Here is a 14,465-nt window from a genome sequence, read left to right as displayed (position 1 = left end):
GCCGTGCCCTTTGTCTTTTTCGTCCCCCAGAATTTATTCGTGGCCATGAACGAGATCACCACCTCCGAACAGCTTGACCTGCAAACCGCATCCCTGAAGGTGCCGCCGCATTCCATCGAGGCCGAACAGGCTGTGCTCGGTGGCCTGATGCTGGACAACAACGCCTGGGAGCGGGTACTGGATCAGGTGTCGGATGGCGATTTCTATCGGCATGACCACCGCCTGATCTTCCGCGCCATCCACAAGCTGGTCGACCTGAACCATCCGTTCGATGTGGTCACGTTGCACGAGCAGTTGGACAAGGAGGGCGTGTCGTCGCAAGTCGGCGGCCTGGCCTACCTGGCGGAGCTGGCCAAGAACACCCCGTCGGTGGCCAACATCAAGGCCTACGCCGCGATCATTCGCGAGCGGGCCACGTTGCGTCAGCTGATCAGTATCAGCACCGACATCGCCGACAACGCGTTCAACCCGCAAGGGCGCAACGCCGAAGAGATCCTCGACGACGCCGAGCGGCAGATCTTCCAGATCGCCGAGGCCCGGCCGAAGACCGGTGGCCCGGTAGGGGTCAACGAGCTGTTGACCAAGGCCATCGACCGGATCGACACGCTGTTCAACTCCGACAGCGATATCACGGGTATCTCCACCGGGTATACCGACCTGGACGAGAAGACCAGTGGCTTGCAGGCAGCCGACCTGATCATCGTCGCCGGCCGTCCATCGATGGGTAAGACCACCTTCGCCATGAACCTGGTGGAAAACGCCGTGCTGCGCAGCGACAAGGCGGTGCTGGTGTTCTCCCTCGAGATGCCAGGCGAATCGCTGATCATGCGTATGCTCTCGTCCCTCGGCCGCATCGACCAGACCAAGGTCCGTTCCGGCCAGCTGGACGACGACGACTGGCCGCGCCTGACCTCGGCGGTCAACCTGCTCAACGACCGCAAGCTGTTCATCGACGATACCGCCGGCATCAGCCCGTCGGAAATGCGTGCGCGCACCCGCCGCCTGGCGCGTGAGCACGGTGAAATTGGCATGATCATGGTCGACTACCTGCAGCTGATGCAGATCCCGGGTTCTGCCGGCGACAACCGGACCAACGAAATTTCCGAGATCTCCCGCTCGCTCAAGGCCCTGGCCAAGGAATTCAACTGCCCGGTCATCGCCCTGTCGCAGCTGAACCGCTCCCTGGAGCAGCGGCCGAACAAGCGCCCGGTGAACTCCGACTTGCGTGAATCGGGTGCAATCGAGCAGGACGCCGACGTGATCATGTTCGTCTACCGCGACGAGGTGTATCACCCGGAAACCGAGCACAAGGGCATTGCCGAGATCATCATCGGTAAACAGCGTAACGGCCCCATCGGCTTCATCCGCCTGGCCTTCATCGGCAAGTACACCCGCTTCGAGAACCTCGCGCCGGGTATGTACAACTTCGACGACGACGAATAAGCGCAGGGTTTGCGTATTGCAGATGAATCCGACCTCTGCCGTCGGATTTGATCAAAATTTGTGCTATATTCCGCGCCCGCGATTTCCCTGAACACCAGAACCGGTCACTGACATGCAAGCAGCCAAACCACTCTACGACTATCCCAAGTACTGGGCCGAATGCTTCGGGCCAGCACCGTTCCTGCCAATGAGCAGGGAGGAGATGGATCAGCTCGGCTGGGATTCCTGCGACATCATCATCGTGACCGGGGACGCCTACGTCGACCACGCGTCGTTCGGCATGGCCATCATCGGCCGTCTGCTGGAAGCCCAGGGCTTCCGTGTGGGCATCATCGCCCAGCCAAACTGGCAGTCCAAAGACGACTTCATGAAGCTGGGCGAGCCGAACCTGTTCTTCGGCGTCGCGGCCGGCAACATGGATTCGATGATCAACCGCTACACCGCGGACAAGAAGATCCGCTCCGACGACGCCTACACCCCAGGCGGTATGGCCGGCAAGCGCCCTGACCGCGCCAGCCTGGTGTACAGCCAGCGTTGCAAGGAAGCCTACAAGCACGTGCCGATCGTGCTCGGTGGCATCGAGGCCTCGCTGCGCCGCATCGCCCATTATGATTACTGGCAGGACAAGGTCCGCCATTCGATCCTGATCGACGCCAGCGCCGACATCCTGCTGTACGGCAACGCCGAGCGGGCCATCGTCGAAGTCGCCCAGCGCCTGTCCCAGGGTGTGAGCATCGAACACATCACCGACGTGCGCGGCACCGCGTTCGTGCGCCGTGACACGCCGCAGGGCTGGTTCGAGATCGACTCCACCCGCATCGACCGCCCTGGCCGCGTCGACAAGATCATCAACCCCTACGTCAACACCCAAGACACCCAGGCGTGTGCCATCGAGCAAGCCAAAGGTGACGTGGAAGACCCGAACGAAGCCAAGGTGGTGCAGATTCTCGACAGCCCGGGCATGACCCGCGACAAGTCGGTGATCCGCCTGCCGTCGTTCGAGAAGGTGCGTAACGACCCGGTGCTGTATGCCCACGCCAACCGCGTGCTGCACCTGGAAACCAACCCAGGCAACGCCCGCGCCCTGGTGCAGAAGCATGGCGAAGTGGACGTGTGGTTCAACCCGCCACCCATCCCCATGACCACCGAAGAAATGGACTACGTGTTCGGCATGCCTTACGCACGTGTTCCGCACCCGGCCTATGGCAAAGAGCGCATCCCGGCGTACGAGATGATCCGCTTCTCGGTGAACATCATGCGTGGCTGCTTCGGTGGCTGCACCTTCTGCTCGATCACCGAGCACGAAGGGCGGATCATCCAGAACCGCTCCCACGAGTCGATCCTGCACGAGATCGAGGAGATGCGTGACAAGGTGCCGGGCTTCACCGGCGTGGTTTCCGACCTTGGCGGCCCGACCGCCAACATGTACCGCATCGCCTGCAAGAGCCACGAGATCGAGAAGCACTGCCGCAAGCCGTCGTGCGTGTTCCCGGGTATCTGTGAAAACCTCAACACCGACCACAGCTCGTTGATCGAGCTGTACCGCAAGGCGCGTGCCTTGCCGGGTGTGAAGAAGATCCTGATCGCCTCGGGCCTGCGTTACGACCTGGCGGTCGAGTCGCCGGAGTACGTCAAGGAGCTGGTCACCCACCACGTGGGCGGCTACTTGAAGATTGCCCCGGAGCACACCGAGCGTGGCCCGCTGGACAAGATGATGAAGCCGGGCATCGGCACTTATGACCGCTTCAAGCGCATGTTCGAGAAGTTCTCGAAAGAGGCGGGCAAGGAGCAGTACCTGATCCCGTACTTCATCGCCGCGCACCCAGGCACCACCGACGAAGACATGATGAACCTGGCCCTGTGGCTCAAGGGCAACGGCTTCCGCGCTGACCAGGTGCAGGCCTTCTACCCGTCGCCCATGGCGTCGGCCACGGCCATGTACCACTCGGGCAAGAACCCGCTGCGCAAGGTGACCTACAAGAGCGAAGGCGTGGAGATCGTCAAGAGCGAGGAGCAGCGCCGTCTGCACAAGGCGTTTTTGCGTTATCACGATCCGAAGGGCTGGCCGATGCTGCGTGAGGCGCTGGAGCGCATGGGCCGTGCCGATTTGATCGGGCCAGGCAAGCACCAGCTGATTCCGCTGCACCAGCCGCAGTCCGACAGCTACCAGAGCGCCCGCCGCAAGAACTCGACGCCGGCTGGCAGCCACAAGGTGGGCAAGGAGCAGAAGATCCTGACCCAGCACACCGGCCTGCCACCGCGTGGCAGCGATGGCAGCAAGCCGTGGGACAAGCGTGAGAAGGCCAAGGCCGAGGCATTTGCCCGCAACCAGCAGGCGGCCAAAGAGCGTAAAGAAGCGGCCAAGGGTGGCGGCAAGGGTAAGAAGCCGCGTCAGCCCGTTATTCCGCGCTGAGGCTTGAAGGGGCCGCTTTGCGGCCCATCGCAGGCAAGCCAGCTCCTACAGGTACAGCGCAGCAGCCCCTTTCAGTTCAATCCGGCTGCTTGTCGACCCACTTCGGCGCTACCGGCGCGACGAATTCACTCATCCCATCCAGCAATGCATCCGCCTGCTGCCCCAGCAGCAACATCGCCCGATGCTGCGGCCGCACGAAACCTTCCTCGACGATATGGTCAAGGAACCCGCCCAGCTTTTCATAAAAGCCATTCACATCGAGCAGGCCCAGCGGCTTGGCGTGATAGCCCAGTTGCCCCCAGGTCCACACCTCGAACAACTCCTCCAGCGTACCCAGCCCACCCGGCAGCGCAATGAAGGCATCGCTGAGTTCGGCCATGCGCGCCTTGCGCGCGTGCATGCCATCGACCACCTCCAGGCGGCTCAGGCCCTTGTGGCCCACCTCGGCGTCCAGCAGGCTTTGCGGGATGATCCCGACCACTTCGCCGCCCGCAGCCATGGCAGCATCGGCCACGATGCCCATCAAGCCGACAGCGCCGCCACCATAAACCAGAGTCAGGTCGCGCCGGGCGATGGCCTGGCCCAGGGCCACGGCCGCTTCACGGTAAGCAGGGTTGGCGCCGATGCTGGCGCCGCAGAAGACACACACGGAACGTACACGCATTGCTCATCTCCAATCATTCAGAATGACAGGGTACGGCGCATGCATGGCCGTTCCAAGGCCGGTGTCATTCCGGCCGGGAGAATTCGCAGACAGCACCCGTGGCACCCTGGGCATAGGCGGCAAGCAGGCTGTTCATGAAGCTGGAAATGCGCATTTGGTATTGCTCCTAAATGAGAGGTTGTCCCATCCTCCAATAAAAGGGCATGATGTGCCCTTAGATTGGTTGTATACAATCCATTGAACAATTCTACTGGCTGGCCACTTGACACCCCCTTGACCCATATCAGAAAGGGGCTGAACGGTTTCAGGCAGTCTCGCAATTGATAAAACCCTGCCAAGGAGATTCATGATGTTTGCGAAAGCTGTAGCGGTATCCCTGCTGACCCTCGCCAGCGCCTCTGTCTTCGCAGCCGAATGCTCGGTGACTGTCGAATCGACGGACCAGATGTCCTATACCACCAAGGAATTCACCGTCGACAAGAGCTGCAAGGAGTTCACCGTCAAACTGACCCACTCCGGCAACCTGCCGAAGAACGTCATGGGCCATAACCTGGTGATCAGCAAGACGGCTGACATGCAGGGTATTGCCACCGAAGGCATGAGCCAGGGCATCGAGAAGGGCTACCTGAAAGAAGACAACGCCAACATCATCGCCCACACCGCGATGATCGGTGCGCCGGAGAAAGAAACCGAAGTGAAGTTCGACACGTCCAAGCTGGAAGCCGGTGGCGACTACAGCTTCTTCTGCACCTTCCCGGGCCACATCGCGATGATGAAGGGCAAGGTTGTCGTCAAGTAATTGAGTAAGGGGAGGGCTTTGCCCTCCATTCGCAGCGCAAGGCTGCTCCTACAGGGGAATGCAATCGTCTGTAGGAGCAGCCTTGCGCTGCGATTGGGGCGCAAAGCGGCCCCAGGCCCTCAAGGGGCGAACGGCAGTTCGCGCTTGTGCTGGGTCTTGCGGTAGGTCGCGACGATGATGTCGAACGCTGCCTGATCAACCGGCTGCCCCTGCAGGAACGCATCGATCTGCTGATACGTCACGCCATGTGACGCCTCGTCCGGCTTGCCCGGCTCAAGGTCTTCCAGGTCGGCTGTCGGTACCTTCTCCACCAGCGATTCCGGCGCACCAAAGCGGCGCGCAATGGCCCGTACCTGGTTTTTCACCAGCCCGCTCAGCGGGGCCAGGTCGCAGGCACCATCACCAAACTTGGTAAAGAAGCCCATCACCGCTTCGGCGGCATGGTCAGTGCCGATCACCAGGCCTGCACGGGCGCCAGCGATGGTGTACTGGGCGACCATGCGGGTACGCGCCTTGACGTTGCCGACAACAAAGTCCACCAATGTTGGCGAGCCGTTTTTCAGTTCCACCACCTCAGCTGCCAACGCTTTCACTGCCGGGGCAATGTCGACGGTGTGCACTTCATCGGCCTTGATCACGTCAAGGCACGCTTGGGCGTCATGCTCGTCATGCTGCACCTGATAGGGCAAGCGCACGGCAATGAAGGTGTAGGCCTTATCGCCGGTTTCGGCACGCAGCTCGTTGATCGCGCGCTGGGCAAGCAGGGCAGCGGTCAGTGAGTCGACACCGCCACTGATGCCCAGTACCAGCGTTTTGAGCCGGGCATTGGCCAGGCACTCCTTGATGAACGCCACGCGCCGAGCCACTTCGTTGTCGAGCGCGGCGGCATCGGCGAACGGTGGCTGCACCTTGAGCGCTTGGGCAATCTCTCGCTGAACGGCTTGCATGGGTTACTCCTTGCTGGGGATTTTGAAAACGTGGCGCATGTAGGCAACGAAGTTCTCGTCGCGGCACTGGGTCTTGGCCGCCTCGTCAGAGATTTTCGCCACCGGCGAGCCATTGCAGTCGGTCATTTTAAGCACGATGTTCATCGGCGCCACACCCGGTATGTCGCAGGTCAGGTTGGTGCCGATGCCGAAACTGACGTTGATGCGGCCGCGCAGGGCGCGGAAGATTTCCAGCGAACGGGTCAGGTTGAGGCCGTCGGAAAACACCAGGGTCTTGGTCATCGGGTCGATACCCAGCTTCTGGTAATGAACGATGGCTTTTTCCGCCCAGGCCACTGGCTCGCCCGAATCGTGGCGCAGGCCGTCGAACAGCTTGGCAAAGTACAAATCGAAATCGCCGAGGAAGGCGTCCATGGTGATGCAGTCGGTCAGGGCGATGCCCAGCAGGTCGCGGTACTCGCGTACCCAGCAGTCCAGTGCGGCGCTCTGGCTGTCGATCAAGCGCGGGCCGAGCTGTTGGTGAGCCATGATCCATTCGTGGGCCATGGTGCCCAGCGGCTTGATATCCAGTTTCCATGCCAGGTCGACGTTGCTGGTGCCCACGAAACGGGCCGGGAAGTCATCACGCAGCACCCGTACCACCTCTTCCTGAACACGGCTGGAAAACCGCCGGCGGGTGCCGAAATCGGCCACTTGCAGGTCGGCCAGCTCGTCGTCACTGGCATGCGCGCGCAGCCAGTCGAACTTGCGGTACAGCTGGTCGCGGGCTTCGGCCAGGCGCATGTGCGGGTGCAGGTGGCGGTTGCGCACTTCGCTGATGATGGCCAACAAGGGCACTTCAAACAGGATCACGTGCAGCCAGGGGCCACGCAGGCGTAGGAACAGTTGATCGTTTTCGATGCCGATGCGCGCGTAACGCAGGTTGAAGCGGAACAGGCGCAGAAACCGCAGGAAGTCTGGCTTGAGAAAGCTGATACGTTCCAGAAAGCCCAGTTGGCCTTCATCCAGAGTCAGGTCGCTGAGCAGTTCGAGCTGGTTGCGGATCTCGCCGAGGTAAGGGCGCAGGTCTTCGCCGTTGCGGCAGCGAAACTCCCATTCCACGTCGGCGTCCGGGTAGTTGTGCAGCACACCCTGCATCATGGTGAGTTTGTAGAAGTCGGTGTCGAGCAGGTTGTGCACGATGCGCTCGGCGAATGCGCTCTCGCTCATCAAGGGTGGCTCCGGAAGCGGCGAATGGCGGCCATTGTGCCAGCCTTTTGCATTTTCATGTTTCTGCTGCGGCCCATTCGCGGGCAAGCCCGCTCCCATCTGGCCGGCATAACGGCCAAAACAGAGGTGTTTTTCCGTGCACCCGCTAGCCTTGAAACAGTGCTGCCTGTAGCAGTCGCGCACCAGCGGTGTGCACTTCGGTGACGTCGGCTGTTACAGGGCGGTTGCACGTAAACACTTGCCGGGGTTGCAATGATGGCACTTCACGGTTGCTCCTTGTCTGTACGTGTGGTGGCGCCTGCCGCGCGGCAGACGGTTGCACGCTCAATAAAGAAAAGGCCGTCGGTCGCCTGCCAGCCGCCCTGGCTGTGTGATTTCCCGGAATACAAAACCAATGGCACGGCCCTTGCTCTGAGCACAGGGTTGAGAAGTTGTAGTGCCAACCAAAAAAAAACTCTAGGAGCACCACCTCATGTCGCAGACGTTTTACAAGAAAGGTTTCCTGGCTCTGGCCGTCGCTACGGCACTGGGTATTTCTTCGTATGTTCAGGCCGACATCAAGATCGGCGTCGCAGGCCCGATGACCGGTGCCAACGCAGCGTTTGGCGAGCAGTACATGAAAGGTGCCCAGGCGGCAGCCGACAAGATCAACGCCGAAGGTGGGGTCAACGGCGAGAAGATCGTCCTGGTGAAGGGCGATGATGCCTGCGAACCGAAACAAGCCGTGGCCGTGGCCAACCGCCTGGTCGACCAGGACAAAGTGGCAGGGGTGGTCGGCCACTTCTGCTCCTCCAACACCATCCCTGCTTCCGAGGTGTACGACGAAGCCGGTGTGATCGCCATCACCCCAGGCTCGACCAACCCGCAGGTGACCGAGCGCGGCCTTTCCGCCATGTTCCGCATGTGTGGCCGCGACGACCAGCAGGGCATCGTTGCCGGTGACTACATCGTCGATGTGCTCAAAGGCAAGAAGGTGGCCGTGCTGCACGACAAGGACACCTACGGCCAAGGCCTGGCCGATGCCACCAAGGCGCAGCTCGAGAAGCGTGGCGTGAAGCCTGTGCTGTACGAAGGCCTGACCCGCGGCGAGAAAGACTTCAGCGCCGTGGTCACCAAGATCCGCTCCACCGGCGCCGACGTGGTCTATTTCGGTGGCCTGCACCCAGAGGCCGGCCCACTGGTACGCCAGCTGCGTGAGCAAGGCCTGAAGGACGTCAAGTTCATGTCCGATGACGGCATCGTCACCGACGAACTGGTGTCCACGGCGGGTGGCGCACAGTACGTCGATGGCGTGTACATGACCTTCGGCGCCGACCCGCGCCTGCTGCCGGACAGCAAGGCCGTGGTGGAAGAGTTCCGCAAGAACGGTACTGAGCCTGAAGGCTACACCCTGTACGCCTATGCCTCGTTGCAGGCGCTTGCCGCCGCGTTCAACGGTGCCAAGTCGAACAAAGGCGAAGACGCCGCCAAATGGCTCAAGGCCAACCCGGTCAAGACCGTCATGGGCGAGAAGAAGTGGGACAGCAAGGGCGACCTGACCGTCTCCGACTACGTGGTCTACCAGTGGGACAAAGACGGTAAATACCACCAGCTGGAAAAACAAAAATAATAACGGCTACCGGCCCGGGTGCTTACTGCCCCGGGCTGCAGCCCCGCGGTACCTGTCTTTATCCGTAGATCTGCACAGTTCTGCGCTGCGAGGGCCGCTGCATTCAGGGCCCGCCGTGGTAGGCGCTCGTGCAATCTCAATCAGGTGAGATTGCGTTATGGATGGTATTTTTCTGCAGCAACTGGTCAACGGCCTGACCCTCGGGTCGGTCTATGGCCTGATCGCCATCGGCTACACAATGGTCTATGGCATTATCGGCATGATCAACTTCGCGCACGGCGAGGTGTATATGATTTCCGCGTACCTCGCGGCGATCAGCCTGGCATTGCTGGCCTATTTCGGCGTCGAATCGTTCCCGCTTCTGATGCTGGGCACGCTGTTGTTCACCGTCGTCGTCACGGGCGTCTATGGCTTCACCATCGAACGCATCGCCTACAAACCCCTGCGCAACTCCACCCGTCTGGCACCGCTGATCAGTGCCATCGGCATCTCGCTGATCCTGCAAAACTATGCACAGATCAGCCAGGGCGCCCGCCAGCAAGGCGTGCCAACCCTGCTTGAAGGCGCCTTGCGGGTAGAAGTCGGCACCGGCTTCGTGCAATTGACCTACACCAAGATCTTCATCCTGATTGCCGCATTCGTCGGCATGGGCCTGCTTACCTATGTGATCAAGTACACCAAGCTCGGCCGCATGTGCCGCGCCACGCAGCAAGATCGCAAGATGGCCTCGATCCTGGGCATCAACACCGATCGGGTGATTTCCTACGTATTCGTCATCGGTGCAGTCATGGCCGCACTGGCGGGCGTGCTGATCACCATGAACTACGGCACCTTCGACTTCTATGCCGGCTTCATCATCGGCATCAAGGCGTTCACGGCGGCGGTATTGGGCGGCATCGGCTCGCTACCGGGGGCCATGCTTGGCGGCATCATCCTCGGCATCTCCGAGTCGCTGTTCTCTGGCCTGATCAACTCCGACTACAAGGACGTATTCAGCTTCTCGCTGCTGGTGATGATCCTCATCTTCCGTCCCCAAGGCCTGCTGGGTCGCCCGCTTGTGGCTAAGGTGTGAACATGTCCACTGCCAAAACTGCCCCTGTTTCCGAAACCAATGGTTTCGACCTCAAACGCAGCCTGCTGGAGACCTTCGTCGCCGGCCTGCTGGCACTCATTGTCTTTGGCCCGGTCGTCGGCGTGGTGCTCGACGGCTACAGCTTCAATGCCGAACCCCGCCGCGTGGCGTGGCTGGTTGGCGGGGTGATGGTCGGGCGCTTCCTGCTCAGCCTGTACCTGCAGACGGGCGCCGGGCGGCGCATGCTCCAAGGCTTCGACAACGGTGGCTCGGGCGTGCATGTGAACGCGCCGGACTACAAGTCGCGGCTGCGCTACATCATCCCGGCGCTGGTGGTGATTGCCATCGTCTTCCCAATCTTTGCTAACAAGTACCTGCTGACCGTGGTCATCCTCGGCCTGATCTATGTGTTGCTGGGCCTTGGCCTGAACATCGTGGTCGGCCTGGCGGGCCTGCTCGACCTGGGTTACGTGGCGTTCTACGCCATCGGCGCCTACGGCCTGGCGTTGGGCTACCAGTACCTGGGCCTGGGCTTCTGGAGCGTGCTGCCGCTGGCGGCGATCGCGGCGGCGCTGGCGGGGTGCATACTCGGCTTCCCGGTGTTACGCATGCACGGTGACTACCTGGCGATCGTGACCCTGGGCTTTGGCGAGATCATCCGCCTGGTGCTGAACAACTGGCTGTCGTTCACGGGCGGCCCGAACGGCATGCCGGCACCGTCGCCGACCTTCTTTGGCCTGGAATTCGGCCGCCGGGCCAAGGACGGTGGGGTGCCGATCCATGAGTTTCTTGGCATCGATTACAACGCCAACCTGAAGTTCGTGTTCATCTACGCCGTGCTGTTCCTGGTGGTGCTGGCAGTGCTGTACATCAAGCACCGGTTGACCCGCATGCCGGTTGGCCGTGCCTGGGAAGCCCTGCGTGAAGACGAGATCGCCTGCCGCTCGATGGGCCTGAACCACGTGCTGGTCAAGCTTTCGGCTTTCACCCTGGGGGCTTCCACCGCGGGCCTGGCGGGCGTGTTCTTCGCCACGTACCAGGGCTTCGTCAACCCGTCGTCGTTCACCTTCTTCGAGTCGGCGCTGATCCTCGCCATCGTCGTGTTGGGTGGCATGGGCTCGACCGTCGGTGTGGTGATCGCAGCGTTCGTGCTGACCGTGGCGCCAGAGCTGCTGCGCAGCTTTTCGGAATACCGCGTGCTGCTGTTTGGCGTATTGATGGTGTTGATGATGATCTGGCGACCGCGTGGGCTGATCCGCATCAGCCGTGCCGGTGTGGTCCCGCGTAAAGGAGTGGCGCCATGAACGACGATATCATTCTGTCGGTCGACAACCTGATGATGCAGTTTGGCGGCATCAAGGCGCTGAGTGACGTAAGCCTCAAGGTCCGGCGCAACCAGATCTTCGCGCTGATCGGCCCCAACGGTGCGGGCAAGACCACGGTGTTCAACTGCCTGACCGGCTTCTACAAAGCCAGCGGCGGGCGTATCGAACTGAACGTGCGCGGCAGCCAGACCAACGTCATCCAGTTGCTCGGCGAGCGCTTCCAGGCGACGGACTTCGTTTCGCCCGCGCGCTTTGCCAACCGCCTGTACTACAAGATGTTCGGCGGCACCCACCTGGTGAACCGCGCCGGCCTCGCCCGGACCTTCCAGAACATTCGCCTGTTCAAGGAAATGTCGGTGGTGGAGAACCTGTTGGTGGCCCAGCACATGTGGGTCAACCGCAACCTGCTGGCCGGGGTGCTCAACACCAAGGCCTACCGCAAGGCCGAGAGCGATGCCCTCGACCATGCGTTCTATTGGCTGGAGGTGGTCGACCTGGTCGATTGCGCCAACCGCTTGGCCGGTGAGTTGTCTTATGGCCAGCAGCGTCGCCTGGAAATCGCCCGGGCCATGTGCACGCGGCCGAAGATCATCTGCCTGGACGAACCGGCTGCCGGCCTCAACCCGCAGGAAACCGAGGCGCTCAGTGGCATGATCCGCGTGCTGCGTGACGAGCACGACATCACCGTGGTGCTGATCGAACACGACATGGGCATGGTCATGAGCATTTCCGACCATATCGTCGTGCTTGACCATGGCAACGTGATCGCCGAAGGCGCGCCACAGGAAATCCGCAACAACCCGACGGTGATTGCCGCCTACCTGGGTGCAGACGAAGAGGAACTGGTATGAGTGCACCCATTCTCGAGCTGAAGGAGCTGGATGTGTTCTACGGGCCGATCCAGGCCCTGAAGAAGGTGTCGATGCACATCAACGAAGGCGAGACGGTGAGCCTAATCGGTGCCAACGGTGCCGGCAAATCGACCTTGCTGATGTCGATTTTCGGCCAGCCGCGCGCGTCTTCGGGGCACATCGTTTACCGGGGCACAGACATCACCCGCAAGTCGTCGCATTACATCGCTTCCAACGGTATTGCGCAGTCACCTGAGGGGCGGCGGGTGTTCCCCGACATGACCGTCGAGGAAAACCTGATGATGGGCACCATCCCGATTGGCGACAAATACGCCAAGGAGGACATGGAGCGGATGTACGAGCTGTTCCCGCGGTTGAAGGAGCGGCGCACCCAGCGGGCCATGACCATGTCGGGGGGCGAGCAGCAGATGCTCGCCATTGCCCGCGCGCTGATGAGCCGGCCGAAGCTGTTGCTGCTCGATGAGCCATCGCTGGGGCTGGCGCCGATTGTGGTCAAGCAGATCTTCGCCACCTTGCGTGAGTTGGCCAAGACTGGGATGACCATCTTCCTGGTTGAGCAGAATGCCAACCATGCGCTGAAGTTGTCGGACCGGGCGTATGTGATGGTCAATGGGCAGATCCGCATGACGGGCACCGGCCAGGAGTTGTTGGTGAACGAGGAAGTGCGCAGCGCCTATTTGGGCGGGCACTGAGTGGTCACACTGGGGCCGCACAGCGGCCTCAGTGCTTCAAGCCGAATGTGGACAACTTGTCGCACAGCCTTCTTTAGCCTCTCCAAAAACCCTTCGCAAGCCATTGTTTCCACAGCCTTGTTTTACCCACGGATAATGTGGAACCGCCTGTGGAAAACATGGGTGCACCTCGCTACAGCCCTTTGTTTTCATGCCTTGTAGGGCGTTGATCATTTTTTGTTCGCTTTGCCCTTGTGGATGATTTTTCACGGTTTTTTACTCACAGGCTGCTGCGTCCGATGCCTCGTAAAACCTGTGGGTAAGTCTGTGCAAAAACCTTGGACAGACCGCTGCAAGCGGCATGGTTGAAAGCCTTGCGCCATCACCTCAGAGATATCCACCGACCGTGGATCGCTGAAAGGGTTCCGCGAGCACGATAAGTTGCCCCCAATCCGTGGGGAAAGCCTTGTGGATAACGTGCGCATAGCTGGCGCGAAGCCCTCTGCTACGCGGCTTTGGTAGGTGTGATCATTTTTTGACCAATGGCTTCAATGGCTTGCTGCCTGCGTGGTACGAAGGCATGCTGCAAACCCTGCCGAAAATAATCCACAGCGAGGAACACAGCATGACGTCCACCGTATTCATCACTGGCGCGACTTCCGGTTTCGGCGAGGCCACCGCCCGACGTTTTGCACAGGCCGGCTGGAAGCTGATCCTCACCGGTCGCCGCAAGGAGCGCCTGGATGCGCTGTGCGCAGAACTGTCAGCCCAGACCGAGGTGCACGGGCTGGTGCTCGATGTACGCGACCGCAAAGCCATGGAGGCGGCCATCGGCAACCTGCCGCCTGGGTTCGATAAACTGCGTGGCCTGGTCAACAACGCCGGCCTGGCCCTGGGCGTGGATGCGGCGCAGAACTGCAGCCTGGACGACTGGGAAACCATGGTCGACACCAACATCAAGGGCATGATGTACACCACGCGCCTGCTGCTGCCTCGGTTGATCGCCCACGGGCGTGGCGCGTCGATCCTCAACGTCGGCTCGGTGGCGGGCAATTACCCCTACCCGGGCAGCAACGTGTATGGCGGCACCAAGGCGTTCGTCGGGCAGTTCTCGCTGAGCCTGCGTTGCGACCTGCGCGGCACGGGCGTGCGCGTCAGTAACATCGAGCCGGGGCTGTGCGAGAGCGAGTTCTCGCTGGTGCGTTTCGGTGGCGACCAGGCCAAGTACGACGCCACCTACGCAGGTGCCGAGCCGATCCAGCCGCAGGATATTGCCGAGACCATCTTCTGGATTCTCAACCAGCCGGCGCACATCAACATCAACAGCCTGGAGCTGATGCCAGTGAGCCAGGACTGGGCAGGGTTCTCGATCGATCGGTCGGTCAAGGGCTGATCAGCAGCATGGGCGGGTAAAAAGCCTGCCCATGCTGCTTCACGGCTT

At 61.2% G+C, this 14,465-nt stretch carries 12 protein-coding genes; 9 read left to right on the top strand and 3 right to left on the bottom strand.

Going from position 1 to position 14,465, the window contains the following annotated elements; all coding sequences use genetic code 11:
• Positions 1-45 precede the first annotated feature (45 nt).
• Positions 46-1,443: a replicative DNA helicase gene (gene dnaB / locus HU764_RS23155; RefSeq protein WP_027592542.1), complete on the top strand. Its 1,398-nt coding sequence runs from the start codon at positions 46-48 to the stop codon at positions 1,441-1,443.
• Positions 1,444-1,555: 112 nt separating this feature from the next.
• The gene (locus tag HU764_RS23150; RefSeq protein WP_186702389.1) at positions 1,556-3,856 is read left to right on the top strand and encodes a YgiQ family radical SAM protein; all 2,301 of its coding nucleotides are present in this window, start codon (positions 1,556-1,558) and stop codon (positions 3,854-3,856) included.
• 76 nt (positions 3,857-3,932) lie between these two features.
• Here the strand turns inward: HU764_RS23150 and HU764_RS23145 are convergent, their stop codons facing one another.
• Entirely contained in the window at positions 3,933-4,520 is a 588-nt protein-coding gene (locus tag HU764_RS23145; protein WP_186677372.1) for an LOG family protein, read from the bottom strand.
• 349 nt (positions 4,521-4,869) lie between these two features.
• Here HU764_RS23145 and azu point away from each other — a divergent pair, with 349 nt between their 5' ends.
• A complete protein-coding gene (azu, locus tag HU764_RS23140) occupies positions 4,870-5,319 on the top strand; it encodes an azurin (protein WP_186702459.1) in 450 nt (149 codons plus the stop codon).
• 119 nt (positions 5,320-5,438) lie between these two features.
• Here azu and nadE read toward each other — a convergent pair whose 3' ends face one another.
• On the bottom strand, positions 5,439-6,266 hold the full coding sequence (nadE, locus tag HU764_RS23135; protein WP_186702388.1) for an ammonia-dependent NAD(+) synthetase: 828 nt from the start codon (positions 6,264-6,266) through the stop codon (positions 5,439-5,441).
• A 3-nt stretch (positions 6,267-6,269) separates the two neighbouring features.
• Positions 6,270-7,475 (bottom strand): nicotinate phosphoribosyltransferase, encoded by a 1,206-nt coding sequence (gene pncB, locus HU764_RS23130; RefSeq protein WP_186702387.1) that lies wholly within the window; start codon positions 7,473-7,475, stop codon positions 6,270-6,272.
• A 472-nt stretch (positions 7,476-7,947) separates the two neighbouring features.
• Between pncB and HU764_RS23125 the strand changes: the two genes are divergently transcribed.
• The 6 genes from HU764_RS23125 to HU764_RS23100 all read left to right on the top strand — a co-directional run bounded on the left by HU764_RS23125 (position 7,948) and on the right by HU764_RS23100 (position 14,417).
• On the top strand, positions 7,948-9,084 hold the full coding sequence (locus HU764_RS23125) for a branched-chain amino acid ABC transporter substrate-binding protein (RefSeq protein ID WP_027592548.1): 1,137 nt from the start codon (positions 7,948-7,950) through the stop codon (positions 9,082-9,084).
• A 157-nt stretch (positions 9,085-9,241) separates the two neighbouring features.
• Positions 9,242-10,156: an ABC transporter permease subunit gene (locus HU764_RS23120; RefSeq protein WP_016489422.1), complete on the top strand. Its 915-nt coding sequence runs from the start codon at positions 9,242-9,244 to the stop codon at positions 10,154-10,156.
• 2 nt (positions 10,157-10,158) lie between these two features.
• A complete protein-coding gene (gene livM / locus HU764_RS23115) occupies positions 10,159-11,460 on the top strand; it encodes a high-affinity branched-chain amino acid ABC transporter permease LivM (RefSeq protein WP_186677377.1) in 1,302 nt (433 codons plus the stop codon).
• Positions 11,457-12,332 carry an ABC transporter ATP-binding protein gene (locus HU764_RS23110; RefSeq protein ID WP_027592550.1) on the top strand — a complete coding sequence of 292 codons (876 nt, stop codon included), beginning with the start codon at positions 11,457-11,459 and terminating at the stop codon, positions 12,330-12,332. Before livM ends, HU764_RS23110 begins: the two co-directional genes overlap by 4 nt.
• On the top strand, positions 12,329-13,045 hold the full coding sequence (locus HU764_RS23105) for an ABC transporter ATP-binding protein (protein ID WP_027592551.1): 717 nt from the start codon (positions 12,329-12,331) through the stop codon (positions 13,043-13,045). The genes HU764_RS23110 and HU764_RS23105 overlap by 4 nt, the downstream gene beginning before the upstream one ends.
• Before the next feature lie 604 nt (positions 13,046-13,649).
• Complete coding sequence (locus HU764_RS23100; RefSeq protein WP_186677379.1) at positions 13,650-14,417, top strand: SDR family oxidoreductase; 768 nt, start codon at positions 13,650-13,652, stop codon at positions 14,415-14,417.
• Positions 14,418-14,465: the final 48 nt, after the last annotated feature.

The organism is Pseudomonas kermanshahensis, assembly GCF_014269205.2.
In the GTDB taxonomy this organism is placed as follows: domain Bacteria; phylum Pseudomonadota; class Gammaproteobacteria; order Pseudomonadales; family Pseudomonadaceae; genus Aquipseudomonas; species Aquipseudomonas kermanshahensis.
This window is presented reverse-complemented; position numbering and strand designations above follow the sequence as displayed.